26 protein-coding genes are annotated in these 22,822 nt (G+C 60.9%); 14 read left to right on the top strand and 12 right to left on the bottom strand.

The window, feature by feature from the left end:
- The first annotated feature begins 155 nt into the window (after positions 1 to 155).
- The 3 genes from JQ628_RS29135 to JQ628_RS29145 all read left to right on the top strand — a co-directional run bounded on the left by JQ628_RS29135 (position 156) and on the right by JQ628_RS29145 (position 2,426).
- Positions 156 to 1,283 (top strand): hypothetical protein, encoded by a 1,128-nt coding sequence (locus tag JQ628_RS29135; RefSeq protein ID WP_212228425.1) that lies wholly within the window; start codon positions 156 to 158, stop codon positions 1,281 to 1,283.
- Complete coding sequence (locus JQ628_RS29140; RefSeq protein WP_212228428.1) at positions 1,280 to 1,579, top strand: hypothetical protein; 300 nt, start codon at positions 1,280 to 1,282, stop codon at positions 1,577 to 1,579. The genes JQ628_RS29135 and JQ628_RS29140 overlap by 4 nt, the downstream gene beginning before the upstream one ends.
- A gap of 94 nt (positions 1,580 to 1,673) precedes the next feature.
- The gene (locus JQ628_RS29145; protein WP_212228430.1) at positions 1,674 to 2,426 is read left to right on the top strand and encodes an alpha/beta fold hydrolase; all 753 of its coding nucleotides are present in this window, start codon (positions 1,674 to 1,676) and stop codon (positions 2,424 to 2,426) included.
- Here the strand turns inward: JQ628_RS29145 and JQ628_RS29150 are convergent.
- Positions 2,328 to 3,782: a hypothetical protein gene (locus JQ628_RS29150; RefSeq protein ID WP_212228503.1), complete on the bottom strand. Its 1,455-nt coding sequence runs from the start codon at positions 3,780 to 3,782 to the stop codon at positions 2,328 to 2,330. The genes JQ628_RS29145 and JQ628_RS29150 overlap by 99 nt on opposite strands.
- Positions 3,783 to 4,003: 221 nt before the next feature.
- On the opposite strand from JQ628_RS29150, the gene cysE reads away from it, so the two are divergent.
- Together cysE and JQ628_RS29160 are read left to right on the top strand one after the other, a co-directional pair.
- Positions 4,004 to 4,831 carry a serine O-acetyltransferase gene (gene cysE, locus JQ628_RS29155; RefSeq protein ID WP_212228432.1) on the top strand — a complete coding sequence of 276 codons (828 nt, stop codon included), beginning with the start codon at positions 4,004 to 4,006 and terminating at the stop codon, positions 4,829 to 4,831.
- Positions 4,832 to 4,938: 107 nt separating this feature from the next.
- The gene (locus tag JQ628_RS29160; RefSeq protein WP_212228433.1) at positions 4,939 to 5,151 is read left to right on the top strand and encodes a DUF3126 family protein; all 213 of its coding nucleotides are present in this window, start codon (positions 4,939 to 4,941) and stop codon (positions 5,149 to 5,151) included.
- 150 nt (positions 5,152 to 5,301) lie between these two features.
- On the opposite strand, the gene JQ628_RS29165 is transcribed toward JQ628_RS29160, so the two are convergent.
- Positions 5,302 to 6,015: a hypothetical protein gene (locus JQ628_RS29165; RefSeq protein ID WP_212228435.1), complete on the bottom strand. Its 714-nt coding sequence runs from the start codon at positions 6,013 to 6,015 to the stop codon at positions 5,302 to 5,304.
- A 204-nt stretch (positions 6,016 to 6,219) separates the two neighbouring features.
- Between JQ628_RS29165 and JQ628_RS29170 the strand changes: the two genes are divergently transcribed.
- Both JQ628_RS29170 and JQ628_RS29175 read left to right on the top strand, forming a co-directional pair.
- Positions 6,220 to 6,549 carry a DUF6949 family protein gene (locus JQ628_RS29170; RefSeq protein ID WP_212228437.1) on the top strand — a complete coding sequence of 110 codons (330 nt, stop codon included), beginning with the start codon at positions 6,220 to 6,222 and terminating at the stop codon, positions 6,547 to 6,549.
- 42 nt (positions 6,550 to 6,591) lie between these two features.
- Positions 6,592 to 7,122, top strand: a complete 531-nt coding sequence (locus JQ628_RS29175; protein ID WP_212228439.1) for a gamma carbonic anhydrase family protein — start codon at positions 6,592 to 6,594, stop codon at positions 7,120 to 7,122.
- A gap of 5 nt (positions 7,123 to 7,127) precedes the next feature.
- On the opposite strand, the gene JQ628_RS29180 is transcribed toward JQ628_RS29175, so the two are convergent.
- Positions 7,128 to 7,295, bottom strand: a complete 168-nt coding sequence (locus tag JQ628_RS29180; RefSeq protein WP_212228441.1) for a hypothetical protein — start codon at positions 7,293 to 7,295, stop codon at positions 7,128 to 7,130.
- On the bottom strand, positions 7,292 to 7,543 hold the full coding sequence (locus tag JQ628_RS29185) for a hypothetical protein (RefSeq protein ID WP_212228443.1): 252 nt from the start codon (positions 7,541 to 7,543) through the stop codon (positions 7,292 to 7,294). Before JQ628_RS29185 ends, JQ628_RS29180 begins: the two co-directional genes overlap by 4 nt.
- A gap of 113 nt (positions 7,544 to 7,656) precedes the next feature.
- Here JQ628_RS29185 and JQ628_RS29190 point away from each other — a divergent pair, with 113 nt between their 5' ends.
- The 3 genes from JQ628_RS29190 (at position 7,657) to JQ628_RS29200 (ending at position 9,161) form a co-directional block, all read left to right on the top strand.
- Positions 7,657 to 8,118, top strand: a complete 462-nt coding sequence (locus JQ628_RS29190; protein ID WP_212228445.1) for a hypothetical protein — start codon at positions 7,657 to 7,659, stop codon at positions 8,116 to 8,118.
- 124 nt (positions 8,119 to 8,242) lie between these two features.
- On the top strand, positions 8,243 to 8,827 hold the full coding sequence (locus JQ628_RS29195; protein ID WP_212228447.1) for a hypothetical protein: 585 nt from the start codon (positions 8,243 to 8,245) through the stop codon (positions 8,825 to 8,827).
- A 163-nt stretch (positions 8,828 to 8,990) separates the two neighbouring features.
- A complete protein-coding gene (locus tag JQ628_RS29200) occupies positions 8,991 to 9,161 on the top strand; it encodes a hypothetical protein (RefSeq protein WP_212228449.1) in 171 nt (56 codons plus the stop codon).
- Between the two features lie 42 nt (positions 9,162 to 9,203).
- On the opposite strand, the gene JQ628_RS29205 is transcribed toward JQ628_RS29200, so the two are convergent.
- Together JQ628_RS29205 and JQ628_RS29210 are read right to left on the bottom strand one after the other, a co-directional pair.
- Positions 9,204 to 10,016, bottom strand: a complete 813-nt coding sequence (locus JQ628_RS29205; RefSeq protein WP_212228505.1) for a dienelactone hydrolase family protein — start codon at positions 10,014 to 10,016, stop codon at positions 9,204 to 9,206.
- Positions 10,017 to 10,176: 160 nt separating this feature from the next.
- Positions 10,177 to 10,491 carry a caspase family protein gene (locus JQ628_RS29210; RefSeq protein ID WP_212228451.1) on the bottom strand — a complete coding sequence of 105 codons (315 nt, stop codon included), beginning with the start codon at positions 10,489 to 10,491 and terminating at the stop codon, positions 10,177 to 10,179.
- A 394-nt stretch (positions 10,492 to 10,885) separates the two neighbouring features.
- Between JQ628_RS29210 and JQ628_RS29215 the strand changes: the two genes are divergently transcribed.
- On the top strand, positions 10,886 to 12,547 hold the full coding sequence (locus tag JQ628_RS29215) for a phospholipase D-like domain-containing protein (protein ID WP_212228453.1): 1,662 nt from the start codon (positions 10,886 to 10,888) through the stop codon (positions 12,545 to 12,547).
- Between the two features lie 53 nt (positions 12,548 to 12,600).
- Here the strand turns inward: JQ628_RS29215 and JQ628_RS29220 are convergent, their stop codons facing one another.
- Both JQ628_RS29220 and JQ628_RS29225 read right to left on the bottom strand, forming a co-directional pair.
- Complete coding sequence (locus JQ628_RS29220; protein ID WP_212228455.1) at positions 12,601 to 13,113, bottom strand: hypothetical protein; 513 nt, start codon at positions 13,111 to 13,113, stop codon at positions 12,601 to 12,603.
- Positions 13,114 to 13,285: 172 nt separating this feature from the next.
- Positions 13,286 to 14,173, bottom strand: a complete 888-nt coding sequence (locus JQ628_RS29225) for an alpha/beta hydrolase (protein WP_212228457.1) — start codon at positions 14,171 to 14,173, stop codon at positions 13,286 to 13,288.
- Positions 14,174 to 14,290: 117 nt separating this feature from the next.
- Here JQ628_RS29225 and JQ628_RS29230 point away from each other — a divergent pair, with 117 nt between their 5' ends.
- Entirely contained in the window at positions 14,291 to 16,534 is a 2,244-nt protein-coding gene (locus JQ628_RS29230; protein ID WP_212228459.1) for a GmrSD restriction endonuclease domain-containing protein, read from the top strand.
- A 141-nt stretch (positions 16,535 to 16,675) separates the two neighbouring features.
- Here the strand turns inward: JQ628_RS29230 and JQ628_RS29235 are convergent, their stop codons facing one another.
- Positions 16,676 to 17,293, bottom strand: coding sequence for a transglutaminase-like cysteine peptidase (locus JQ628_RS29235; protein ID WP_212228461.1), 618 nt, complete (start codon positions 17,291 to 17,293; stop codon positions 16,676 to 16,678).
- Between the two features lie 240 nt (positions 17,294 to 17,533).
- Here JQ628_RS29235 and JQ628_RS29240 point away from each other — a divergent pair, with 240 nt between their 5' ends.
- Positions 17,534 to 19,003 carry a DNA-methyltransferase gene (locus JQ628_RS29240; protein WP_212228464.1) on the top strand — a complete coding sequence of 490 codons (1,470 nt, stop codon included), beginning with the start codon at positions 17,534 to 17,536 and terminating at the stop codon, positions 19,001 to 19,003.
- Here the strand turns inward: JQ628_RS29240 and JQ628_RS29245 are convergent.
- The 3 genes from JQ628_RS29245 to JQ628_RS29255 form a co-directional block, all read right to left on the bottom strand.
- A complete protein-coding gene (locus JQ628_RS29245; RefSeq protein WP_212228465.1) occupies positions 19,000 to 20,100 on the bottom strand; it encodes a hypothetical protein in 1,101 nt (366 codons plus the stop codon). The two genes, JQ628_RS29240 and JQ628_RS29245, sit on opposite strands and share 4 nt — an antisense overlap.
- Before the next feature lie 69 nt (positions 20,101 to 20,169).
- The gene (locus JQ628_RS29250; RefSeq protein ID WP_212228467.1) at positions 20,170 to 20,787 is read right to left on the bottom strand and encodes a PilZ domain-containing protein; all 618 of its coding nucleotides are present in this window, start codon (positions 20,785 to 20,787) and stop codon (positions 20,170 to 20,172) included.
- An 84-nt stretch (positions 20,788 to 20,871) separates the two neighbouring features.
- Positions 20,872 to 22,053 carry an MFS transporter gene (locus JQ628_RS29255; RefSeq protein ID WP_212228469.1) on the bottom strand — a complete coding sequence of 394 codons (1,182 nt, stop codon included), beginning with the start codon at positions 22,051 to 22,053 and terminating at the stop codon, positions 20,872 to 20,874.
- 154 nt (positions 22,054 to 22,207) lie between these two features.
- On the opposite strand from JQ628_RS29255, the gene JQ628_RS29260 reads away from it, so the two are divergent.
- Entirely contained in the window at positions 22,208 to 22,618 is a 411-nt protein-coding gene (locus tag JQ628_RS29260; RefSeq protein WP_212228471.1) for a hypothetical protein, read from the top strand.
- The last annotated feature ends 204 nt before the right edge of the window (positions 22,619 to 22,822 follow it).

A 22,822-nucleotide genomic window follows, 5' to 3' on the forward strand; every position in this document is an offset into this window, starting at 1 on the left:
ACCGGTGTGCTTGATTCCTAGTGGCCCCGTCCGTCCATTTGCTCATGCAAATTCGACACAATCTTGTCGTCGTGGAGAAGCCCTTCTTTCGTCGGGGCTGTTGTGTCATGAAAATGGCACACCATCTCTAGTTTAGCGGAAATACGAGCTTTCGGATGAAACGGGTGCGGCTGGGACTGGCCTTGGCGGGCGTGGCAACGAGCGTTGCCGTGGGCGCTGCGCTGTGGCCGCACGCGCGCGATGCCGTTGCGGTGCTCGCCGCGCAGGACGATCCGGCCGCGCTGTCGGACGTCCAGCTCAATTTTACCCTGCGGAATAAGCCCGCCGCAATCGCCGAAAATATCGAAGCGGCGCTCGCGGCCGGCGATGCGGACCTCGCGAGCAGCTTTGTGGAACTGGCGCGAGAAAAGAACATCGCGCTTTCAGATGAATTGTTGAGCCGCGTGAACGACGCCGCGGCGGAAGAGAATTCGACATCCGGATTCGCCAAGCGTTTTGCCACCGGTTTTGTGACGGGCCATACCGACGATGTTGCCAGCCTCTCCGGCACGGTGACCGGCGATCTCTTCGTGTGGGGCGATATCCGGGACGTCGTGCGCGAAGGAAAACATCTCGCAACCGGCGAGGATACCGATCACCTCGTGCTGGGGCTCGCGACCGCCGGTCTCGCCGTGACGGCCGCGACCTACGTTTCGGTCGGCGGCGCGGCACCGCTGCGCGCCGGCCTGTCGCTGGTCAAGGATACCCGCAAGGTCGGGCGGCTGAGCGAGGGCCTCGTGACATGGGCCGGCCGCTCGGCGCGCGAAGTGGTGGATGCGCCCGTTCTCCAGAAGGCGGTCGCCTCCGGTTCGGTGCTGCGGCCGGCCGAGACGATCAGCGCCATGCGCGCGGCGTTCCGCGCCGAAAAGGCCGGCGCGCTGGTGCGCCTTGCCAAGGACGTCGGCCGTGTCGGCGAGAAGGCCGGCATAAGAGCGGCCAAGGATGCGCTGAGGATTGCGGAAAACCCGAAAGAAATCGCCCGCGCCGCGCGGCTCGCCGAATCCAAGGGCGGGCAGACGAGGGCGATCCTGAAGCTGCTCGGCCGCGGCGCGCTGCTGCTCGCCACCGGCGCGTTCAACCTCACGATCTGGATTTTCGGCGCGCTGCTGACACTGTTCGGCTTCCTCTCGTCGATCAAGTCGATGACGGAGCGGCTGACCTACGCCTGGCTGCGCCGCAAGAAGGCGCGGCGGGCGCGGTTGCAGGCGGCTGCCTTGCAACAGGCTTCACTGGCAGTCGCATGACGCGGCCGAAATTCTGCGTCGATTTTAACGAGCTGATTGAGCGCGATCTGGTCGCTCTGTCGATGAGCGATGAAAAAACTTGTTCGACAGGCGAGAAAATACTGCTTCAGGATGGCCTCGCAATTGAAATTTATTCTAACGACGATTTGGATGACAGTGGAGAGCCAGACACTCTAATTGCCTCAGGAGTTGTCGAGCGCAACAGTGCGCGTGGGTGGGCCGAGGCGATTAGGTGGTGTTGCCGAATCGATGAACTGGGCATTCGGCACGAATCTGACCTACGCAACAGCAAGTAGTTCGAACACCGCCTCGCTGGCAATTGTTGGCTTACGCGGCTAGGCTGGCCGCAGGTCTCGTCCCTTTGCCAATCCCAAAAACACGGAACTTTTGATGCCGAGTTTTCACCACGGCGATGTCGAAATTGCTTTTCTCGACGAAGGCGAGGGCGATCCGATCCTTTTGGTGCACGGCTTTGCTTCCAGCAAGAACGTCAACTGGGTCTATCCGACCTGGGTGTCCGACCTGAAGAAGGACGGGCGCCGCGTGATCGCGCTCGACAATCGCGGCCATGGCGAGTCCGCAAAGCTCTACGATTCCGCGCAGTATGAAATTGCCATCATGGCCTCCGACGTGATCGCACTGATGGATCACCTCAACATCGATCGCGCCGATGTCATGGGCTATTCGCTCGGTTCGCGCATGACGGCGGTGCTTGCGCTGGAACAACCGCAGCGGCTGCGCTCGATTATCCTTGGCGGCATCGGCATCGGCCTGATCGCCGGCGGTGGCCCCGGCGAGAATGTCGCCGCCGCGCTGGAAGCGCCCTCGCTGGACGACGTCACCGATCCCGTTGGTCGCACGTTTCGCGCCTTCGCGGACCAGACCCGTTCCGACCGCCGCGCGCTGGCCGCCTGCCTGCGCGGCTCGCGGCGGCTGATGACGCGCGAGGAGGCGGCCCGTATCACTGTTCCGACATTGATTGCAGTGGGCAGCAAGGACGAGATCGCGGGCTCCGCGTCCGCGCTCGGCGAGATCATCCCGGGTTCAACGGTGCTCGATATCCCGAACCGGGATCATATGCGGGCGGTCGGCGACAAGGTCTACAAGGCCGGCGTCGCCGGCTTCCTCTCCCAACTCGGCTGAATCCGCATCGGTCTCTTCCTCGCCGGCAAGATATCGGGCGGCCGCGATCAATACGGCAAAGGTCGTGACCCACGCCAGTCGCGCGCCATAGCGGTCATGCGGCCCGGAGATCACCGCGCAGACAAAGGCATTGCCGAGCACGGCAAAGGTGACGGTCGCGGCGAGCAGGGCGACGTCGTCGAGCTTTCGGCGCCACAGGCCGTATCCGAACAGGAGCGCCGCCAGCAGCGTCGACGCCAGCGCCACCGGCACATGCAGGCGGTTGATCGCGGTGAAGTCGAGCTCCCAGCGCTGCTGATGCGCCGCCCGCATCGGCTTGAACTGCTTGGGGACATAGCGCTCGATGATGCCTTGCGTGTGCGGGGTCCAGCCGCCGATGCCTTCGCCGGTCGCGACATGGAGCAATTGCTGCGCGGTCGCCCTCAAGGCCGCATCGGCCTGCCACGCCGCATATTTGGCGAGTGAATTGCGCACGATCAATTCCATCTCCTCGCCCAGTCCCTTGAAGCGGCCGAGCGTGTTGAACATGCTGTTGCCCCACAGGAAGTCGTCGGCAGTGGCGGGCAGCTCGTTGCGATAGGGGCAGAGCTTCAGTTTCTGCTGCGGGCAATGCTCGTTCAGATATTGCTTGACGATGCCGTCCTGGAGCATGCGGCCGAAGGCGACGCCATAGCCGCCCGGCGTCCACGCCACTTCCCCTGATAGCGCAAAGTTGGCCGACACCAGCATGGCAGCGCCTGCGACCAGCGAAAGACTCCCCTGGACGAGGCCGGAAACGGCAATGCGCTTGCGCAGGACGGGCCACACCATCCAGCCGAGGCAACAGAGCCCGAGCAGCACCGCCAGCGTCGCGCTGTGAGTCGCCGCGGAAAAGGCGATGAAGCCGAACAGCACGCATTTCTCGATTCGAGAGACTTTTGCGCCGTGCACCACCAGGATGAAAAGCGCGAGCACCGAGAGGCCGGTAAAGATGTCGGTCAGCAGCATGCTGGCGAGCCAGGGCAGCGCCGTGGCGAGGATCAGCGCAACGCCGATCGCGACCAGCCGCAAAGGCCTGAGCATGCCGTGCACCCGCAGCGTCAATTGCAGGATCCACAATGTCGCCAGCGCCTGGATGCCGAGATTGAGCCAGAACGCGGAACCCTCGCCGTAATGCAGGTAGATGCCGAACACCGTGGAGCGGCTCGGCACCAGATAGCCCTCATACCAGCGCGCCAGATAGCCGCCGGTATCCCACTGAAGCAGCGGAAATCCATTCCAGATCGCGGGGGCGAGCAGGGACAAGGGAATGGCGACCGCAGCCGCCCAGACCAGCGCGGCATCGGTGCCGCGCGCCCGTAAAAGCTGCGTATGGATGTGGAGTCCCCCAGTTTTTGGCTAGCTTGCACAGAAGTGCGACGGGGTCAAAATCCGTCAATAGTCGCGCCCCGGCCGGCTTGATTTCCTCAAAATCCCGACCAATTTGAAATGATGGCCTTCCGGGCTGGCCTTTGGCCGGGGTTTACTTTACCGAGCCGCCCCGGGACATCCGTCCGCCCGCCGTGTTATAATAGCCAGCCAACAAACGAGAGCAGCTCATGGCCATGCATCAGATCAATCCGCAAGGCGGGAAACTGGCGGCGCTCGATCCGATCTGGGATCGTGTGCGCGGCGAGGCGGAAGAGATTGTCCGCCGCGAGCCGGAGCTGGCCACCTTCATCTATGCCACGGTGCTGCATCATGACCGGCTGGAAGATTCGGTCGTGCATCGTCTGGCCGAGCGTCTCGACCATGCGGCGCTGTCGGGCGACTTGATCCGGCAGGCCTATGACGACGCGCTGGCCGATGATCCCGATCTCGGCAATGCGTTCCGCGCCGACCTCGTCGCCGTCTACGACCGCGATCCCGCCACTTCGCGCTTCATCGATCCCTTGCTCTACTTCAAGGGCTTTCATGCGCTCCAGACTCATCGTCTCGCGCACTGGCTCTACAAGAAGGGCCGCAAGGATTTTGCCTATTATCTGCAAAGCCGCTCCTCGGCGGTGTTCCAGACCGATATCAACCCCGCTGCCGTGATCGGTCGCGGCATCTTCCTCGATCACGCCACCGGATTCGTCTGCGGCGAGACGGCCGTGATCGACGACGACGTCTCGATCCTGCACGGCGTGACGCTCGGCGGCACCGGCAAGGAGAATGAGGACCGCCATCCCAAGATCCGGCATGGCGTGATGATCGGGGCCGGCGCCAAGATTCTCGGCAATATCGAGGTCGGCCATTGCGCGCGCATTGCCGCAGGCTCGGTCGTGGTGAAGCCGGTGCCTCATAACGTGACGGTGGCCGGCGTGCCCGCCAAGATCGTGGGCGAGGCCGGCTGTGCGGAGCCGTCGCGCACCATGGACCAGATGCTCAACGCGATCGGTCTGTAGATTTTACACAATTTCTGCTGCTTGCCGGAGGTGAAAAGCCTCTGGCGGTTCGCCGCGTACCGTCCTAAAACCTCCCGGAAATTTAGAGAACCCGATTGGAGACCGCCGTGGACGTTCAGGAAGTCAGAAAGCTCGACGCCTATCTCAAGCGCGTGTTCGGCAATCCGAAGATTCGTGTCGTGCCGCGGCCGAAGAAAGAGGATTCCGCCGAAGTCTATATCGGCGAGGAGTTCATCGGCGTGCTGTTCGTCGACGACGAGGATGACGATCGCTCGTTCCAGTTCCAGATGGCGATTCTGGAAGAGGATCTGGTGGAGTAAAAAGCTCCACCGTCGTCCCGGCCAAGCGAAGCGCGAGCCGGGACCCATACCCCTCGGCCCATCGATGGGACGCTGAAGCGTTGCCTTTGCTAACCACAGACATCGGTGGTTATGGGTCCCTGCGTTCGCAGGGACGACGCGAGAGCGAAGCTACCCCTTCCTTCCGTACACCTGCGCCGTCAGCCGCTCCATCGCCGCGGCGACATCGCGCCATTGCGACAGCCAGCTTCGCGGAAAGCGAAAAATGAGATCGGCGCCTTCGATGCGGCGTTCGGAAAGGCACATGCCGGGCGTCGCCGCATCGCGCGTGCAGCGGGCGATGAGCGCGGGGTTGGTGCCGAAGAACATATCCTCGCTGGCATAGGGCGAGCCGTCCTTGAACGCGCGCATCGTCAATCCGTCCTCGACCTGCGCCGAGGCCTGCTCGAGATAGCGCGGATAGATCGTGCGCACGCGCATGTCGGGCGCAAGCGAGTCACGATGCGCCGATATCGAGAGGAAGATGCGGTCGATCGGCTGCGGCTGTTCCTCGACGGTGTCGGCGCTGACATGCCTGGGCGCTTCCGGCGGCATCAGGGACGGGAAGATGAAGCCGAGATCGACGCGCTCCTGCGGACCGGAATGGCGCTGGATCTTTCGCCGGATCGCTGCCGCCGGCACGTTGAACACCGTGCCGCCGACGCTGACCGGCAGCCGCTCCGGACCTCCGGCGTTGACGGTCCCCCAGGTCGGCCACAAGAGATAGGCGACGAGCGCGATGGCGCCGGCGGCCAGCGTGGCGCCGATGATGATCGGCACGATATGGCCGCGCGGGTCTTGTCGCGACGAGCGGGCGAGGTGCTGGGCCGTTGAAAGCAGTGTCATGCGAAAGGCGTCGCGGCGAGGTTCCGAATCATCTGACGAATATGCCACGCGGCGGCGGTTTCCCGCATGTTCCACCCGCAAGGCGAGGGCGAAAAGCCATGCTGCCACGCCGCCTGCGTTAACCTTTCCTTAAGGATGATGTGGCGGTTGCCTCCGGATTTTGCGACATCAGGCGCGCCTCCAGTTGCGTAGCGGAAATTTTCGATGTCGCCCGATGCGTTGAATTCCCTGTTCTCCCTTTGCATCGGCTTTGCGTTCGCCGGCGCGCTCGCCAGCGGTTATCAGGCGCTCGCGCAGCGCCCCGCCGGCTTCGGATTGTTGCAGGAGGCGGTCGTTCCAAAGGCGCTTGCAGCAGTGCCGCTGCTGGTGTTTGCCGCGCCCTTCATCATCATGCGCAACACGCTGCGCGGCGCCAGGATCGAGCGCCGCCGCTTCGAGTTCGTGATGATCGCGACCATCATTGCCGGCTTCTGGAGCCTGATGTCCGGCACGTTTTTCCTGATGACGCTGCGCGCCGCCGGCCTCTTGGCCTAGGCGGTTTGATTATGCCAATGTCTCCTGCAACAGGAGACCAGAATGGCCATCTACGAACTTGACGGGCAGGGGCCCGACCTTCCGAGCGACGGAAACTTTTTCATCGCCGACACCGCCGCCGTGATCGGCAAGGTGCGCCTGCTCAATGCCGCCAGCGTCTGGTTCGGCGCCGTGCTGCGCGGCGACAATGAGTGGATCGAAATCGGCGAGGGCTCAAACGTGCAGGACAATTCCACCTGCCATACCGACCCCGGCTTTCCGCTTGTTATCGGCAAGAACTGCACGGTCGGCCACAACGTCATCCTGCATGGCTGCACGCTCGAGGACGACGCTCTGGTGGGCATGGGTTCGATCGTGATGAACGGCGCGAAGATCGGCCGCTTCAGCGTGGTCGGCGCCGGCTCGATCATCACCGAGGGCAAGGAATTTCCCGAATATTCGCTGATCATCGGCGCGCCCGCGCGGGTCATCCGCACGCTGACGCCGGAGCAGGCCACCGCCATGGGCCGCGCCGCCAAATCCTATCAGCGCAACGGCCCGCGATTCAAAAACGGGCTGAAGAAGATCGGCTGAGCCTTTTAAGTCCCTTCGCTCTCGCTGGCTTCGATCGCGCTCGCCACTTTTTCATGGCCGGCGGCCCACAGTGAATGCTGCTCGCTGCCGTCCTGAAAGGGATTGGCTTCCGCGGGAATGTTTTCACGGGCGGCACGCTGGCCCATCTCAAACGGATCGGGATCGGGGTTCATGATTTCGATTTCCTTCTAGTCTTCTTGCTCGTCTTCTTGGCGCCGGTCGCTTTCGCATCGCGCTCGTGGTTCGCGCCGGTGGCCGCGCTCCTGCGAAGCGCGTCCTTGAGGTCGACCGGAATGCCATGCTTCTTCAGGAGATCGGCAAAGGCTTCGTCCGCCAGCTCCTGAAGTGTTCCCATCCGATCGCGGCCAAGCTGCTTCAGCTTCTCAAACGTGTCGTCGTCGAATTCGATCAGCTTGCGCAACGCGTCATCCCGCCGCCTGGAACGCAGCGGCGTTGATCCAATGGCGGCACAGTTGAATCGTTCCGCCAGGAACCCGCCTGTTGCGCAACCGTTGTTTCCCAAAGGAGATTTGCATGGCCAAAACATCTGTCATGGCCGCGATGACGGCAATAGCGATTTTGATCTCCCCGCTCGGCGCCTATGCGCAAGGCGGCGGTAGCGGAGGGGGCGCGAGCGGCGGCGGTGCCAGCGCGGGCGGGGCGGCGAGCGGTCCTTCCGCCGGGAGCGGCAGCGCGGTGGGCTCGCCCAATGCAGGCTCTGCGGGCGCAGGCACGGCCGGCGTCAGTGGTGTGCCGTCAGGTCCCGCGAGCGTCGGCGGATTGAACAATTCCGGCAACGACCCCAGCGGCGTCGGCAACGCATCAAAACTCAACTCGCCCCCGCCGCCCGGCACCAACAGCCTCGGCACGGCGAACTCGAGCGGGCCGGGCGCCGGCGTTACGACGGGGACAGCGCGGACCAGGGAAGACGCCGCGATCGATCAAGAGACGAAGTCGCTCGATCGCAAGATCAAGAGCATTTGCAAGGGCTGCTGATGCCAGCACTCGCGCAGATGTGAGCAAAAGCTGGCGCCGCACGGCAGAAACCATTCTAGACTGCCTTCGGGATCGCGGGGAAAGCCGTTGGGGCTTTCAGCGAGTGAGTACCCAGGAGGGTTGGATGTTACGCAAGACATTGGTCGCGCTGTTCGCGATCGCCTCGCTGGCCATGCTGGTGCCGGATGTCGCCTCGGCGCGCGGCGGCTTTGGCGGCGGTGGCGGTTTCCGTGGAGGTGGCGGCTTCGGCGGCGGCGGATTCCGCGGCGGCGGAATCGGCATGGGTGGCTTCCGCGGTGGTGGGATCGGCATGGGCGGCGCAGGTTTTCGCGCGGCTGCGATTGGACCGGGTTTTCGCGCTGGTGGTGTCGGCTTCCGCGCGGGCGGCCCGGTCGGATTCCGCGGCGGCACGTTTGCAGGCAATCGCTTCTATGGCGGTCATTGGCGGCCGGGATTCCGGCATCGCGGATATCCCTTTGTCGCCGCGGCGATCGGCGCAGGGCTCGCTTACGGCGCCTACGGCTATGGCGGGTACTATGACGACGGTTATTATGGTTATGGCGACGACTATTACGCTACCAGCTATCCCTACGGCAGCGGCTATGACGACGACTACTATTACGGCAACAGCGGCTGCGTCGTCCTTCGCAAACGCGTGCTAACGCCTTACGGCTGGGCGCTGCGGCCGGTGCAGGTCTGCGGTTATTGATGCGCGTTCGATCGGGCCGGATGCGGCCCGATCGACGCGATTGCGGCAGCGCACGGCGCTGTAATGCCGCACTTACTACTTTCGTATGATGTTTCCTTCCTTTGCTAGGATGGCTGCCGGTACGCCGCTTGCACTGTCCGAGACTAGGTAAGGGATACTGACCATGCTCACACCCGCGTTGGCGCTCACCGCGCCTGCGCTGACGCTTACGGCGCCCGCGCTGACGTTCGTTTTCCTGTGCGTTGTCGTTGGTCTCGGAGCAGCCTTTGTCTGGTTGTTCTGGGAAATCGAGCAGATGTCAAAGCCGCAGCGCGACGGCGATCGCTTCAACTGAGGCGGCACCGCCGCCGCAGTCGTTGTCGCCAGAGGGCATGCGTCAGCCGAGCACGCCGTATTTCCTGAACCAGTTTTGCATCTGGCTCCAGGCATCCTCCGCCGCGTCCTTGCGATAGCTCGCGCGGTAGTCGGCATGAAAGCCGTGCGGCGCGTCGGGATAGATCTTGAACTCGGCAGTTTTCTTGTCCTTCGCCAGCGCCGCCTTCATCGCCTCGACCTGCGCCACCGGAATGCCGGTGTCGGCGCCGCCATAGAGTCCGAGCACCGGCGCTTTCATGTCAGGCGCGAGTTGGGTCGGGCTCTTCGGCCACGCCGGATTGCTGGGATCGACCAGCGGGCCGTAGAACGCAACGCCCGCCTTCAGGGCGCCGCTGTGCGCGGCATATTCCCAGACCGTGCGTCCTCCGCGGCAGAAGCCGATGATGCCGAGCCGGTTGGTATCGCCGCCTTGCGATTTTGCCCAGGCGACCGTCGCATCGAGGTCGCTGAGCAGTTCGGCGTCCGGCTTTGCATTCACGATCGGCAGCAACTCTTTCATATCGGTGATCTTGGTGAGGTCGCCGCCTTTGCGGAAATAGTAGTCCGGCGCCACTGCGAGCGCGCCGAGCTTTGCCAGCCGCCGCGTCACATCCTTGATGTATTCGTGCAGGCCGAAAATCTCCATCGCCACCAACACGACAGGTGGATTGGCGGCATTGGCCGGCCGCGCGAAATAGCCTGGCATCTCGCCGTCCGCCACCTTGATCTTTGCTTCGCCCGTGGTGAGCCCGTCTGTCGGGGTCTTGATGACCTCCGCGCGCACGGGACCTGCGGCCAGCGTGTAGCCGGCGGTCACCGCGGCGGACGCAGTCATGAAGCCGCGGCGTGAGAGCGGCGGCACCTTGGTGAGTCCGATCACGTCGGACGCTGTTTGAAGTTCGGCAGCCATGATTTCCTCCTTGCAAGGGAGGCGCATTCAGCAAGCAGCCGGAGGCAAAGGCAAATCACCTGCCTGCGAGGTTGTTTTCGATCGCTCAGGAACTGGGCTTGAAGTAGAAATCCCCCGTCAGCGAGGAGTGGTCCCACGGCACCTGCTGCTCGTTGGTCGCCCTGATGACGTCGGCGCGTACGCGCGTCAGCATCGAGCGGACCTCGAGCCCGGGCGTGCGGATATATTTCAACATCGCCTGCGTGAACGGGCTGTTGCGGCCGGAGCCATCGAGCGCGATCGTATCGGGGCTGGTGGCGAAGGTAATGAGCGTGCCGATGCCGGCATTGAGCTGGGCAAGGCCTTGGCCGACGCTGGCCGAGCGCGAGCCGCCCATCGAGCGCGCCAGGTTTTTCGACACAGTCTGGCGGCAATCGGTAACAGTCTGATGGGGCAGCGCTCTGTGCGCCAGGTCACGTTGGTATCCGGGAAAGAACAAGGCCGTTGACGTAGTATACCGCCAACGACCTTGCCAGCCCCGGATATTGAAATTGGCTTACGCCATCCGGTGTACTGCACGATGCCTCGGAATCGCACGGCTGAATGTGAACCAGTTCACACTCGGAACGAAATGTTGGACCGGGCGGCCCGAAGCGACCGGCTGAGCCGGGGGGCGGCAGTCCCGCCGGCAGCACCACGCCGGCCGCCGTTGCGAAGTCGCTGCAGCCGGGATAACCTAGAATTGTTTCAGATATTTTTTCTGCCGGAGATGGCGGACGGCCAACTCCGGGACAAATAATCTTGGAGAGGCGAGCATGGAAATCAACGTTTGCCATAACGGGGACGACGCGTTCGTGGCCTGGAAGCCCGAGGGTGTCATCAAGGACTGCCGCGGCTTTGCGCTCTATCGGCGCCGCAACGGCGTTGAGGAGGTGGTCAGCACCTGGGTTGGGTTCAAGGGGGACAAGCATGACGTCGGCGAACGCAGGGCTTCCACCAACTGGCCGATTCAGAAGTATCAATGGACCGATTACATGGCCAAGCCGGGTGACCGGCTGCAATATCGTGTCGTTCCAATGGTCGGGCCCGACAAGGACAATCTGCGGGCCGAATTGACGTCTGCCAGCAAATGGACCGCGCAGATCCAGTTGACGCACGAGGCCGAGCGGAAGATCGAGGTCTATTTCAATCGCGGCATCGTCGCCGCGCAATGGGTGTCGCGCCGGCTCGGCATTACCGACCACGATCTGAAGAGCAAGTCCCTGGAAAAGGTCATCAACACGCCCGATGACCCCTTCCGCAACTATCTCACCGGACCGCTGGGCGAGCGCCTGTTCGAAATCCTGGGCGAGGCCGCAAAGAAAAAGCGCGAGATATACGCTGCGCTGTACGAGCTGGAAGACCGACAGCTCGAGGCGGCGCTGGCCAAATTGGGCAAGCGCGCCCACGTCGTGCTGGCCAACGGCAGCGTGAAGAAAAAGGGCGAGGACCAGAACAAGCACGCGCGAGGGGTACTGAAGAAGGCCAAGGTCGATCTTCACAACCGCATGATCTCGCCGCGCGCCCTCGGCCATAACAAGTTTCTCGTCATCCTCGACGGCAAGCGGCCGCGTTGGGTCTGGACCGGCAGCCAGAACTGGACCAAGACCGGTCTATGTACCCAGGCCAACAACTCCTTGCTGATCGATGATTTCAGGCTGGCGAAGGAATACCGCGCGCAGTGGGAGCTGCTCAAGGATTCCGGCAACGAATCGCCCCCCGATCTGAAAAAGGCCAACAGCAAGCCACGCAGCATCGTGGTTGCAGGCACCAGGACGCGGCTCTGGTTCACGCCGACGATCAAGCAGGTCGATCTCGCGGAGGCCAGGAAACTGATAGGCAGCGCGAAGCAGGCGCTGCTTTTCCTGATGTTCAACCCCGGCCCCAACGATACGCTGCTCAACCAGATCATTGCGCAGGCGCGCAGGACGGCAAAGGGCAAGCGTCTCTACATCCGCGGCGCGATCAACCAGGACCCGAGCACGACCAAGAACCCGGTCAGGCTGTTCGATCAGACCAATGTCGTCAACGCCGATTACGACGTCACGCTGCCGGCGGCGATCGACAAGGCGACGGAATTCTTCGTCCGCGAAATGAAGAAGCTGCCGAAGGCGCGCGCCATGGTGCACAGCAAGGTGGTGCTGATCGATCCGTTCGGCGACAGCGTGCTGATGACGGGCTCACATAACCTCGGCCCGAAAGCGAGCGGCACGAACGATGAGAATTTTCTGATCATCCGCGGCGCGTCGGGGCTTGCGGGCGCCTACGCCACCAACATCATGGCAATCTACAACCAGTATCGCTGGCGCTTTCGCTTGCAGAAACAGCGCGCCAAAGACAGGTGGCAAGGACTTCAGGACGACGACGAGTGGCAGAATGGTTATCTCAAGCCGGGCAGTGCGGCGCTAAGAGAAATCAATTTCTGGATTGGCAAATAAAGTACCATTGTCCGATTCCCGCGCGTCCGCGAGGACGTCGCGGGAGCGGCGGTTCAACCTGACGACCTCTTGCCCTTCTTGCGGTAGGCGCTCCGGTACACCTTTTTGCGGTATGATTTGCGTACCGCCGGCTCGGAATCCGATGTTCGCGAGCTGGCAAAGGATTGCCGCAGGCCGTCGATCGATTCGGTCAGGCTGCCGACCTGCTCCGAGAGTTTCTTGGTGTCGGCCTGTTGCGCGGCGAGCAGGCGCCGCACGGTCGCCAACTGGTCCTGCACCATCTGCAACTGGTCGATCGATTCCTGCTGGGTGGCTTCCAGCCCCTTGGTCTTTTCCACGAGTTGTTCGGACGCCTGCGCGGCGCGCACCTGCATCTGGCGGGACGCCACTACGCGGTCGGTCTCCGGTGCTGCGCCGGTATAGGCGCGCCAGGCGGCGATCGCGCCGATGCCGACAATGATTGCCATCAGCGCCGCGGCGCCGATGAAAAAAGGTTGTCCGCCAAAGCGGGAAACAGGAGAAACGGGACTGTCGCTGGGATAATACCGGGGGGCGAGTTCGCTCATGGGACTCCGGACCGGACCTGATTTGCAAGGTTCCATCTGCTTAACATAACCTTAAGCGCTCTCAAACCCGTGATTTGCCGGGATCGGTAGGAATTCAGGACAAAAAACGCAGAAGAATCAGGATTTTGGGGCCGCGAATGGTTAACGCGGCGGCCCGTCGGGCCGCGTGACCTCAAGGAATCCGCGCGCGGATGAAATCGCCCGCGGCTGCGAGCGCTCGCCGGCCGTCGGCCAGCGCGGCATTCCACAGCGGCCAGGCGTGGATCATGTGCGGCCAGACTTCGAGGCGCACCTCGACATCGGCGGCGCCCGCCGCTTCCGCCAGCCGTGTCGCATCCGACAGCAGCGTCTCGGCCGAGCCGACCTGGATCAGCATGGGTGGAAAGCGGCTGAAGTTGGCGAACAGCGGCGAGATCAGCGGGTCCGTGAGGTCTGTCGGCTCCGGCGCATACGCATCGGCAAGTTCTTCGAGGTAGGCCTTGTGGATCAAGGGATCGACGAGGTCGCGCGAGGCGAGCGTCGCGCCGGACATGGTGAGATCGGTCCATGGCGAAACCAGCCAGGCGCAAGCCGGCCGCGCTTCGCCCGCCGCGCGCAGCCGGCTGATCAGGGAAAGCGCGAGATTGCCGCCCGCGCTGTCGCCGCCGACCGCGATGTTGCGGGCGTCAAGGCCTTGCTTGCGCAGAAACCGCCACGCCGTGAGCGCGTCCTCATGCTGGGCCGGGAAGGGATGCTCCGGCGCAAGGCGATAGTCGATCGCCAGCGTCCGCATCTTCGCCGCGCGTCCGGCTTCCGTCACGAGACGGCGGTGGCTGACGATCGAGCCCGAGCAATAGCCGCCGCCATGGAAGTACAGCAGCACTTTTTTCGTGTCGCTCCCGGGCGCGATCGACCATTCCCCGCGCACGCCGTCGCAATCGACCGCCTTGCACTTGATGTCGTCCGCCGGCGACCAGGTCGATCCGACCTCATCGAGCCGCGCGCGTCGTTCGGCCCAGCCGACCGGGCGCGGCTTTACGGTGAGTAGCGTGCGGATGGCGTCGATTTCTGATTGTGGCACTTGCTCGCTCCGGTTGAGTCGATTAATTGTCGCATCGACTCTTGCGTTCGACGTCTGGTGTTGGCGTGTGATGATAATTCGCGAGAAGCTTATAGCGAACAATTATAGGGGCGAGTCTTGGCACTTTTTACTACGAGCAACTATCCTTTGAACGCGCTGATTGAGGATATCGACCTCGGCAAAATCGGATTGCCAGAATTGCAAAGGCCGTTCGTTTGGCCAAACGTCAACGTCCGCGATTTGTTCGACTCTCTCTATCGAGGGTATCCAGCCGGCTTCTTGCTGTTCTGGGAAACCGGAGCAGATGTCGAACTCAAGCGCATCGCGACGAAGGGCCACCAGACCGCACCGAAGTTGGCTGTGGTGGATGGTCAGCAAAGGCTCACCTCACTCTACGCCGTGGTGAAGGGAGCGGAAGTTCTTCGAGCAAACTTCAAGAAGGAGCGGATACAGATCGCATTCAATCCTCTCTCGGATCGATTTGACGTCGCCGATGCGGCTATCAGGAAGGATAAGGCGTTTATTCCGGACATCTCGGTCTTATGGCAGCCTGACTTTAGACCAGGTGCCTTCCGACGGGAATTTCTTCAGCAGCTCGGTGAAACGCGCGAGCTGTCCGAGGAAGATGCAGAAAAGATCGAGAGCGCGATCGATCATCTTCGGAATTTGGTACACTATAATTTTGTAGCGCTAACAATGGCGTCTTCCGTGGACGAAGAGACAATCGCGGAAGTGTTCGTTCGTATCAATGGTAAGGGGAAGGCCCTTAATCAAGCCGACTTTATCATGACACTCATGTCGGTGTTTTGGGATGAAGGACGTGCTGAGCTTGAGGCCTTTGCAAATGCTTCAACAAAGCCGACCGATGGACAAGCTTCCCCCTTCAATCATTTTATCAAACCTTCGCCTGACCAGATGTTACGTGCCACCGTCGGTTTGTCCCTTAAGCGGGCGCGCCTCAAGAACGTCTATGGCGCTCTGCGTGGGCGAGACGCCAAGACCGGACTTGATGCGCCGGATCAGCGGGATCGCCAGTTCATGCTTATGCGTGAGGGGCAGAAGGTCGCGCTGAACCTTGCAAATTGGCATCATTTTCTTGATGCTTTGAAGCTTGCCGGATACCGCAGCGAGAAGATGATTAGCTCTGAGGCAGCGATCGTCTTTAGCTACGTACTTTATTTGATAGGTCTCCGAGACTACAACATTGATCGCACTGTCATGCGTCAGGCGATCGCCGAGTTCTTTTTCATGGCCGCGCTTACCGGCCGTTATACCAGCTCGCCCGAAACGCGGTTCGAATCGGATCTTGCATTGGTTCGAGACCTTACGGATGGCGCCGCCTTCCTTCAACAGCTTCGCGAGCTTAGTGCTACGACGTTGACCAACGATTATTGGACCATAACGCTCCCTGGCCAGCTGGCTACGTCTGCTTCGAGTAGCCCGTCATTGTTTGCTTATCAGGCTGCTCTGATCAAACTCGACGCAAATGTCTTGTTCAGTCCATTCAAAATCGCTGGTCTGGTTGACCCCTCAATCAAGGGAACGAAGGCAGCGCTAGAACAGCATCACTTGTTTCCTCGCGCGTATTTGGAAGAGATAGGTGTTAATGACCTGAAACAAATAAACCAAATTGCCAACTTTGCGGCTGTTGAATGGCCTTCAAATACTAAGATCGGAAAGAAGCCGCCGTCTGAATATGTGCCACCACTAGATCATGCCTTGAGTGGCACGGAGCGCGAACGGATGTACTCTTGGCACGCTCTTCCGCATTTGTGGTGGGAATTGTCGTATCCCGAGTTTCTCGTAGAGCGACGAGTCAGGATGGCGGGCGTTATTCGCCAAGCTTGGGACTTACTCACCAATGGATCGCCTCCTCCTGTCGCAGTTCCAATTTCTATCGCAAACTTGATTGCCGCAGGCGAGGGGGAGGCGGTGGAGTTTAAGTCGACACTGCGGATGAATCTCCACACTGGAAAAGCCGACGACAAGATCGAACTTTCAGCGCTAAAAACCATTGCGGGGTTTCTGAATGCTAAGGGCGGTACTCTGCTAATAGGTGTTGCCGACGATGGCAAAGTCGTTGGTCTGGACGCCGATGATTTTCCTAATGAAGACAAATTGGGGCTACACCTCGTTAATCTTGTTCGGGATCGAATCGGTGACGTCTTTATGCCTTACGTCCATCCGCATTTTGAAGATCAGGAAGGTGGGCGAGTTCTGGCTGTTCGCTGTGAAACGGGGCCGAAGGCCGCTTTCGTCAAAGATGGTACGTTACAGCGGTTCTATGTTCGTGGCGGCAACGCAACCACGGAACTCTCCGGCGGCTCTGTGACGGACTACGTCAAGCGACGATTTTCGTGAGCATCGTCGAGTGTCTGCTAGCTTGTTCCCCAAAAAGGTTGCGCCCAGGCTTTGGGGGAAGCCTGGGCGCGCGCGAACCGGTCTGGGACGGGGAGGGGTGGGGATGTGACCGGGTCGCGTGTCTCGATAATTCCTTAGCTCTTAGCGGTCGTGGGCGCTGGCGGTGGCAACCGCCGGGCGGCTGTCGCCGAGCGAGACCCAGACATTGGGATCGCTCTGCGATTGCCGCTTGACGAAGCGGTAGCCGGTCTCGGTCCAGGCCAGGACGTTTTCGTTCTGGTTGTCGAGCACGAACTCGCCCTTGTCGGACTTCACCGTCAGCACCGCGTGGCCTTCGCCCTTCTTGTCGCGCACGACGGTGATCAAGAGGGCCTCGCGCGGCCATCCGGCGTCGATCAGCATCTTGCGCTTCAACAGCACATAATCCTCGCAGTCGCCGTAACCGTCTGATGGCAGCGACCACTTCTCGATCACGCCCCAATGATCCATGTCGGTGATGGGCTTGATCGTCTCGTTGACCCATTTGTTGACGCGCACCAGGTCGCGCCATGCCGTCTGCGACATCACGATGTCGCGGGGTTGCGTCGCGCCACCGCGGCATTCGCCCGGATTCTCGGCGCAGAATTCGACCCAGCCGATCGGCGAACGCGTGGTATCGCCGAGGCTGGCATAGACGACGTCACCGGCTTTCGCCGAGCCGCCGATCCCGAGCAGGATTGCGGCAGCAACCGCCAATCCTTTCCCCTGTCCCCTGAACATTGTGGCCCCCGTTTTTCTTGTTGGGACCACCTTTCGCACAAAGGATTTGCGCCGCCGCTAAGTACGCCGGGTACATTTGAGGCGAATACAGGTAAAAGCTGCCGCGAATTCGATCTGTACTTGAATCGAATTCGCCTAGAATTTTAGACAACTGCAATTGATTCAAATTTTATCTGTTAACCCGCCAGAGCCTCTGGTTGCAGCGGAAGGCTCGGCAAAAGTTCCCTGCGTTAACCGCAAATGGCCCAAACCAAAGGCGCGAAAGGCGGTATCCGGCAACGCGGAGACCGCCTCGAAAGCGTCAAAACAGGGGATTTGGCGCGGCCGGTGCTTTACCGCGCAGTAACCGCTTCTTCGAGCGTCCCGGCCATCTGCTCGTGGATGGACCAACCCAGGTCACCGCCCCTTGCAAATGTTCGCGCGAAATCGGAACGACGAACCGTTTGTGGACAACGCGAATCAGCTTGCTGCCGGGTTTGCTATGCGTCGGTTAAAACTGAAAATGCAAATGACAATTGTAGAGCGGAAAGCAAACCCATCCCAGTGGCGCAGGCTATGCCAGCCGTTGAGCTGCATCCAGTGCTCCATCAAATGGTGGAAGAATACAAATTCGCCGCTCTGAAGGCACATGGTTATCAGGTAGTATCACCCCGTGTAATCGCCGAATTGATCTTGCTTGGCCGGAGAAGCCGACCATCAAGTGTTCTCAGGGATTGGAAAAGGTTGACCTTGAAACAGCGGGCTCCACGAAACCGCACTATCGAGATAGCGGCCGACGAGTTCGAAACTTATCGGTCAAGGCTCATTATGGGGGGCGACCCCCTATTGAAACCTGTCGATAAGACTATCCTCGGTGATTGTTTTGAAGTCGCGAAGAAGCTCGAGCGGGGCTTTGCCGATCTGCTTGTTCTGGATCCGCCCTATAATCTGAATAAGACCTTTGGCGAAAATTCATTCTCTCGGCGCACCGTTGACGAGTACACAGCTTGGCTGGGTGCTGCGCTTGACCTTCTTCTGCCAACCGTGAAGCAGACTGGAACGGTTTACATCTGCGGAGACTGGCATAGTTCAGCATCGATCTTTGCAGCCGCAGCCCCACGGCTTAAAATCAGAAATCGGATTACTTGGGAGCGCGAAAAGGGGCGGGGAGCAAAAGCGAACTGGAAAAATTCCAGCGAAGACATTTGGTTTTGTACTGTCGGCGATACCTACACTTTCAATGTTGAGGCCGTGAAATTGCGGCGAGCGGTTATCGCGCCGTACCGGAACGGCGATGGTTCGCCTAAAGATTGGGCCGAAACAGCCGGGGGCAATTTTCGCGATACCCATCCGTCAAACTTATGGTCCGATATCACGATCCCGTTTTGGTCAATGCCTGAGAATACGGATCACCCAACGCAAAAGAGCGAAAAACTACTCGCAAAGCTGATCTTGGCCAGTACCTCTCCCGGTGATCTGGTATTTGATCCGTTCTTGGGGAGCGGCACGTCGTCAGTCGTTGCTCGGAAGCTGGGCCGAAAATACCTCGGTATTGAACTCGACGAACGGTTTGCGCTGTTGGCCGAAAAGCGACTCTCGCAAGCGGATCAAGATCAGACGATTCAGGGATATGCGGAGGGCGTCTTTTGGGAACGAAACACACTATCGCTGATAAACGGGCGTGCTCGTCGCAAGGCTGACGCCGCGGACGAAGAAGGGCGGCTTATCTAGAGCGATAACAGCCGTTTCAAAAAAGCCAGAGCCTTTGGCACGTCAACTCGCGGCTGATAGTCAGCGTCTGTTGTGTGGCCCAGCTTGCCGGAGAGCTGCGTCACTCCGCGAGAAGCCCGGCCGGCCCAGTGATGTTGGATCACAGTCGCATCCAACAGCTCTGCGTCGAGCACTGGTAGCAAATGTACGGTAAGTGTTTTTGCGCGACTATCAACTCCGATCATCAGGAATGCGAAGACGGAGCCGGGCTGGGAGAGGAACGTCAACATTTTGTCGACGTTGTACGCCTTCGGTGCGGAAGCTCTATCAAGCAACTTCGTCTTGATGTCGACAACCAGGAGACCGCGTTCCAAATTCCGGGTTAGGTCGCCGAGATCGTGCGCATTGTGTGCGTCCGTTAGCAATTGTTCAATCGTGTTTCCTCGCAGGTTTACGTTGTCCAGCAGCGCGGCGGACAGAATTGCCTCTCGACGCTCATTCACCAAACCTCTTAGTTCGTCCTCAACAGCGCGAAAGGCCGGGGACTTGAGTGCTTCAGCGGCCCTGTCTGGCGCAGAGAAAAGAATGGCTTCTTCGGCGTTGCTTGGCTGAAACCTGCTGCTTCGTCCAACGATAGCGTTGGTAGCCTCGACCAGCCTGTCGAGATTTTCTGTCCAGGTAAAGGCCGAATGGAGCGCAAACAATTCCTCAAAGGCTTCGGGAGCGTTCGTGATGCCTTCATAGGCTGTAACGATATCCGATCCATTGAAGCTTCCCTTGACGTTGTCCGGGCGAAGCATCAGGGAGCTATGGCTGATCTTTCTCAAAAATGTTGAATTTGCGAGAAGAAACGAAACGGTTCGAGCTCGAACGACTACGACAACGAAGGGAACATGATCGTATGGTTGGAGAGCCGAGAGCGAGAGGACAGTGTTGGAGAACGAACCTGTCATGGCTTCCGAGAATCTGAACGCATAGCCGTCGCCGACAAAAATACTTCTTGCCTTCGCCGGTCGAAAGGTTTTGACGAATTCCGATTGAAGTTGCTGCTTGTTGGCAGCGCCATCGGCGGCTTTTAAATTTCTGAGAAAAGAGATCGCTTCAAAAAGAGCTTTCATATTCGGTCCTCTGTCTTCGAGCCAAAGAGTTTGGCTCGAAAGGCCGAAGAATTTCGAATCGCCGGCGCTTTACCGCGCAGTAACCGCTTCTTCGAGCGTCTCGGCCATCTGTTCATGGATGAACTCGATGGCAAAGCCTTCCTCGAGGTTTCGCACCACGCGGGCCTGCACCCGGCCCAGCATGACCAGCGATTTGAGCGGCGGGCTCTTTTCGGCGGCGATGCCCGCGCCTGACAGCGACAGGTCGATGATGCGGCAGGTCATGCGGCTGCCGTCTTCCAGCGTGAGCACCGAGATCGGATTGCGCGGCACGATGCGGTCGTGGCGGCGGTCTTCCGGCAAATTGAGGATGTCGCGGTTGGCGAGCCAGGTGAGCTGGGCGGCGAGCTTGTCGCGCTTGCGGGCGGTGGCGCCGACCGTCATGGCAAAGCCGTTGTCGATGATGCGGGTGATCTTGCCCTCGACGCGGCCGATATGGTCGAGATAGGCGATCACGCGGTCGCCGACATTGCCGATGCCGGGCGCCAGCAGGGCAAGGCCGCCGGGCGACATGTTAATAATCTGGCAAGGAAATTCGCGGCGGTCGGGCAGCATGTAGCGGCCCAGCAGGTGCACCTTCACCCGCTGGAAGCGCCGCCGCTCCTGGTGGGGCTGCGGAAGAGGAGATTTTTTCTGCACGAACGACATCAAGCGCCACCCGACAGCCCGGCCTTTCGCTGTCGCAACGACCCTAAGGCCGATAAGGTTAACGAGGGGTTAGCGGCGGTTGCGTCATGTCGGAGCGATCGCGCGGCGCGCGGCTGCGCCTGAAGCGATCCAGTTGAAGCCCAACAACAGCACGGGACACACCAAAATCATCGCTGCCCCGAAGTCGAACGCCGCGGCCGCGCTTCCCGTCCATTTTGCGAGCGCGCCGCCGACCACCGGTCCCAGCATCATGCAGCCGTAGAACATCGTGAAGAACAGGCCCATGCCGATCGCGCGGCTGGCGGGAAGCAGCACGCGGGCGGGAAGGCTCATGATCGGGCCGGCGGGCTGGCCGCCGATCAGGCCGAGCGCTATGACGGTTGCGATCACGGCGCCGGTGCGCGGCAGCAGCACCATCAATAGCGCCGACACCAGAGAGGCAACGACCAGAATGGTCTGCGGCCGTCCCGTGCGGTCCGCCAGCCAGCCGCCGAACGGGACAGAGAACACCGCGATCCACAAGACGATGCTGATGGCCGATCCGGCTGACGCAATCGACCAGCCGCGCTCAACCAGCATCGACGGACCAAAACTGAAGATCACGGCAAAGCCGATATTGAACAGGCCCCAGATCAGGCCCGCCACGATCACCGCGAAGGCGGCGCTGCGATCGAGGCGCGCCACTGCTGCCGTCGATGCGGCCGGAGCATCGGACGGCGGCCGATAGAAGAGGGCGAGCAGCGCAACGCCAAACACGATAAAGGCGGCAACCGCCAGATGCACCGCGCCAAGGCCCGTGCTGGTGCCGATCGACGGCAACACCAGCAATGACACGGCGATGCCCGCCGGCCATGAATTGACCAGGATCGCCATCGCGGTTGCGATTTCCTTTCCGGCGAACCAGTCCGTCACCATCTTCGTCAACTGCACGCTGAGGATCACGCCGCCGATGCCGGCGAGGAGCCGTCCTGCAATCTGGACGTTCCAGAGGGTGGCATAGGCCATGACCACGCTGCCTGCGAGCATCAACAGCAGCGCGCCAAGCACCGTTCGTTTGTCACCGAATTTCTGACCGATCGCGCCGCCCGGCAGCGCGAACACGATGCCCGGCGCAAAGTACAGTCCGATCAGCACACCGATGTCGGCGATGCTGACGCCGAATTGTCCGCCGAGCAGCGGCGCGACCGCCGCCACGCTCTGGAACTGGAACGCCATCGTGGCGCGCACCACGAACAGGACGGCAAGAATGCCCCAGCGATTGCGCAATGCGTCTCTCCCCCTCGGAGGGCCTCAGGAGAGACGGCGGAGGCGTTTGTGTCAATCGGCCTGGTTGCAGGATTGGCACTATTCGCGGCGCACGCTGCGACGGCTCGGCGGGTTAGAATTAGTTTAGATCGACGTTTCTTCGGGGCTGACGCGGTTGCCGAGCGCGCCGCGGCTGGCATATGTCGAACGCATTGCCACATACGAGTTTCGAATGAATCAACGATACGCAAAAAGACGGACCGAAGCGGCCGTCCCTTCGCTTCCTGATCATATCGCCCGCTCGATTGTCAGTGCGCCCTATGCGCATCTGGTGGTGCGCGCAGAGGCAGATCGATTGCAGGTTCTTCCCGAAATTGCCTCGCTGCACACGCGCAGGGAGCTGTTGACGCTTGAAGGCGTGGGCCCGGCGACGGTCAGGCGGCTGGAAGCGTGGCTGGCGCATCACGGGCGGCGGCTGCGCAATCCGTCGGAAAGCCTCGATACCGTCATCTGCAATTTCAGCTTTCATGCCCATCAGGCGCGCCGCCGTCGCGCCGCCCGCGGTTTTGCGCGCGCACATCGATAGCGCGGCGCAGATTTCGCGCGGCGCCAAGTGGCGGTATGCATGCCACTTTCAAATCCTTCTAAATTCAAAGCCTTCTAAATTGAACCCGGCGCTCCAGCCTTGAGAGCGTTTGCCACGGACTGCATAGTCGCCGCATGGGCGGCCAAACCGGATTGCATGTCTATGATCGCATCTTCGAGCAATTTCGGATCATAGGCTCGGAAG

The organism is Bradyrhizobium lablabi, from assembly GCF_018129385.1.
Classification (GTDB): domain Bacteria; phylum Pseudomonadota; class Alphaproteobacteria; order Rhizobiales; family Xanthobacteraceae; genus Bradyrhizobium; species Bradyrhizobium lablabi_C.

What these genes read in the sequence shown, in the direction of transcription:
- JQ628_RS29250 (WP_212228467.1), bottom strand. Translation starts at nt 20,787, where the DNA reads ATGTCGTTCGTGCAGAAAAAATCTCCTCTTCCGCAGCCCCACCAGGAG.
- JQ628_RS29245 (WP_212228465.1), bottom strand. Translation starts at nt 20,100, where the DNA reads ATGAAAGCTCTTTTTGAAGCGATCTCTTTTCTCAGAAATTTAAAAGCC.
- JQ628_RS29240 (WP_212228464.1), top strand. Translation starts at nt 17,534, where the DNA reads ATGGCCCAAACCAAAGGCGCGAAAGGCGGTATCCGGCAACGCGGAGAC.
- JQ628_RS29165 (WP_212228435.1), bottom strand. Translation starts at nt 6,015, where the DNA reads ATGACACTGCTTTCAACGGCCCAGCACCTCGCCCGCTCGTCGCGACAA.
- JQ628_RS29145 (WP_212228430.1), top strand. Translation starts at nt 1,674, where the DNA reads ATGCCGAGTTTTCACCACGGCGATGTCGAAATTGCTTTTCTCGACGAA.
- JQ628_RS29170 (WP_212228437.1), top strand. Translation starts at nt 6,220, where the DNA reads ATGTCGCCCGATGCGTTGAATTCCCTGTTCTCCCTTTGCATCGGCTTT.
- JQ628_RS29200 (WP_212228449.1), top strand. Translation starts at nt 8,991, where the DNA reads ATGCTCACACCCGCGTTGGCGCTCACCGCGCCTGCGCTGACGCTTACG.
- JQ628_RS29140 (WP_212228428.1), top strand. Translation starts at nt 1,280, where the DNA reads ATGACGCGGCCGAAATTCTGCGTCGATTTTAACGAGCTGATTGAGCGC.
- JQ628_RS29175 (WP_212228439.1), top strand. Translation starts at nt 6,592, where the DNA reads ATGGCCATCTACGAACTTGACGGGCAGGGGCCCGACCTTCCGAGCGAC.
- cysE (WP_212228432.1), top strand. Translation starts at nt 4,004, where the DNA reads ATGGCCATGCATCAGATCAATCCGCAAGGCGGGAAACTGGCGGCGCTC.
- JQ628_RS29220 (WP_212228455.1), bottom strand. Translation starts at nt 13,113, where the DNA reads ATGAGCGAACTCGCCCCCCGGTATTATCCCAGCGACAGTCCCGTTTCT.
- JQ628_RS29190 (WP_212228445.1), top strand. Translation starts at nt 7,657, where the DNA reads ATGGCCAAAACATCTGTCATGGCCGCGATGACGGCAATAGCGATTTTG.
- JQ628_RS29215 (WP_212228453.1), top strand. Translation starts at nt 10,886, where the DNA reads ATGGAAATCAACGTTTGCCATAACGGGGACGACGCGTTCGTGGCCTGG.
- JQ628_RS29235 (WP_212228461.1), bottom strand. Translation starts at nt 17,293, where the DNA reads ATGTTCAGGGGACAGGGGAAAGGATTGGCGGTTGCTGCCGCAATCCTG.
- JQ628_RS29135 (WP_212228425.1), top strand. Translation starts at nt 156, where the DNA reads ATGAAACGGGTGCGGCTGGGACTGGCCTTGGCGGGCGTGGCAACGAGC.
- JQ628_RS29205 (WP_212228505.1), bottom strand. Translation starts at nt 10,016, where the DNA reads ATGACTGCGTCCGCCGCGGTGACCGCCGGCTACACGCTGGCCGCAGGT.
- JQ628_RS29195 (WP_212228447.1), top strand. Translation starts at nt 8,243, where the DNA reads ATGTTACGCAAGACATTGGTCGCGCTGTTCGCGATCGCCTCGCTGGCC.
- JQ628_RS29180 (WP_212228441.1), bottom strand. Translation starts at nt 7,295, where the DNA reads ATGAACCCCGATCCCGATCCGTTTGAGATGGGCCAGCGTGCCGCCCGT.